At 52.3% G+C, this 1,807-nt stretch carries 1 protein-coding gene; it reads left to right on the top strand.

All coding sequences use genetic code 11. The features are described from left to right. Nucleotides 1–120: 120 nt before the first annotated feature. Nucleotides 121–1,401: an IS110 family RNA-guided transposase gene (locus N0M98_RS33515; RefSeq protein WP_249860577.1), complete on the top strand. Its 1,281-nt coding sequence runs from the start codon at nt 121–123 to the stop codon at nt 1,399–1,401. Nucleotides 1,402–1,807 lie beyond the last annotated feature (406 nt).

The following is a 1,807-nucleotide window of genomic DNA, read 5'->3' as shown; positions in this document are numbered from 1 at the left end:
GATCGGAAGTAAACATTCCTGTAGAGGCTAATATTTGGCCTTGGACAAAAACAGGGACGCCTCGTATGATGGGGGTGTCACGGGTCAAGGCCCTAAAAACCCATCATGAGGCGTCTTATTATGAAGTTTAACCGAAATGCCACTATAAATCAACGAATCGACCGTATAACCCCACACCATGCGGTGGTGGGAGTCGACATCGCGAAAGATAGCCACGTAGCCCAATTGACGGATTTTCGCGGTCGCTCTCTGACTTCACGTCACCTGTCGTTTCCCAACTCACGGGAGGGGTTTAAACGATTTCTCCGGTGGATTCAAGAAGCACAAGCTAAACACGGCTTGTCTTCGCTTCTCGTCGGCATGGAGCCCACGGGGCACTATTGGTTCAATCTTGCCAACTGGCTGCTCGAGCAGAGCGTTGACGTCGTGCTGGTCAACCCCGTCACGACGCACCGCAACAAGGAAAATCGGGACAACAGTCCTTCCAAAAACGATCCAAAAGATGCACTCACCATTGCTGATGTGGTGAGCCGGGGCTTCTACACGGACTACCTTCCCCGAGGGACTGCCTTTGAACGGATCAAAACCATCATGAGCGACCGCGAGTTCTGGTCGAAGGATGCCACACGTTTAGGTAACCGCATCGTCCGGTGGATCGATTTGTACTTCCCTGAGTTCAGACTGGTATTCAAAGATTGGACCGTCCCTCGTGCGCTGGCGACGCTCGGCGCGTTTGCGCTACCTGGTGACCTTCAAGGGCTAACGGTAGAGCAGGTCATTGCAGGCTGGAAAGAACAAGGCATGAAACGGGCCTCAGGCGTTAGCGGGAGAGCGAAGGCGCTGGAGCTGTTATCTTTGGCCGCACGCAGCATCGGTGACAAGCGAGTGCCGGAAGAAGCGCGTCGAGATATCAAGCGGTTGTTGGATGCGTATAAACAGTCCCTTCAGAGACTCGATGAAATCCAGCGGGAAATAGAGGCCCTCGTGGGTGACATGCCGTTGGCGCAGCAATTGCAAAGTATTCGCGGGCTGGGGACGATTACCCTTGCAGCCCTCCTGGGTTGTGCAGGCGACCTTCGCTTGTACTCGCATGGTCGGCAGTTGCTCAGGCGGGCCGGTCTGAATCTGGCAGAGTGCACCTCCGGCAAGTTCAAAGGACAAATCAAGCTTTCCAAGCGCGGAGACAGCATGCTGCGTAAATATTTGTTCCTGGGCGTGCTCAATCTCGTTCGATACAATGAAGATTTCAAGCGATGGCATGAACACAACGTAGCGAAGGGGATGAAGAAGCAGGCATCAATCTTTAAGTTAATTGGAAAATGGGCACGCATCACGATCGGTATGGTTCAAAGAGGAGAAGAATACCGTTCCGCACACGAAGCGGCCATCCCTGCAGCCTAAAGTCTCCTAGCAGAAACGAGTATTGACTCATTTGCAGGATTTCAAATCATGGATGCACAGTGAACCGAATTCTGTGTCCGTCAGGGCAATGACCCGTCAAGTAAACGCTATCGGTCTCCACACCTTTGGACAGGTGTAACGAAGGAATGTAAGGGCGAAGACCCGTTGAGTCATGGGAGGGTGAACCTCCAGAGGCAAAGTGGAGTAGTGCACAATAGGGTAAAACTGGAAGCGTTATGAACGCTGCCTCTGTTCCTGCATGCCGATTAGCCAATGAGATGGGCCAGAATCCCTACAATCCAAACTTCACCGACATCCAATACAATAGAAATCCTGCGAATGAGTGAGCATTCGTGAGATTATCCCCTAATTACGAGGGACGGACACAGCGGCCGTTATATAAACC

Source organism: Paenibacillus doosanensis, from assembly GCF_025060755.1.
Lineage (GTDB): Bacteria > Bacillota > Bacilli > Paenibacillales > NBRC-103111 > Paenibacillus_S > Paenibacillus_S doosanensis.
Note: the sequence above shows the minus strand (reverse complement) of the source record. Positions and strands in the feature narration are given on the sequence as shown.

Excerpts from the sequence above, each read along its gene's own strand:
- N0M98_RS33515 (WP_249860577.1), top strand. The coding sequence starts at position 121 with ATGAAGTTTAACCGAAATGCCACTATAAATCAACGAATCGACCGTATA.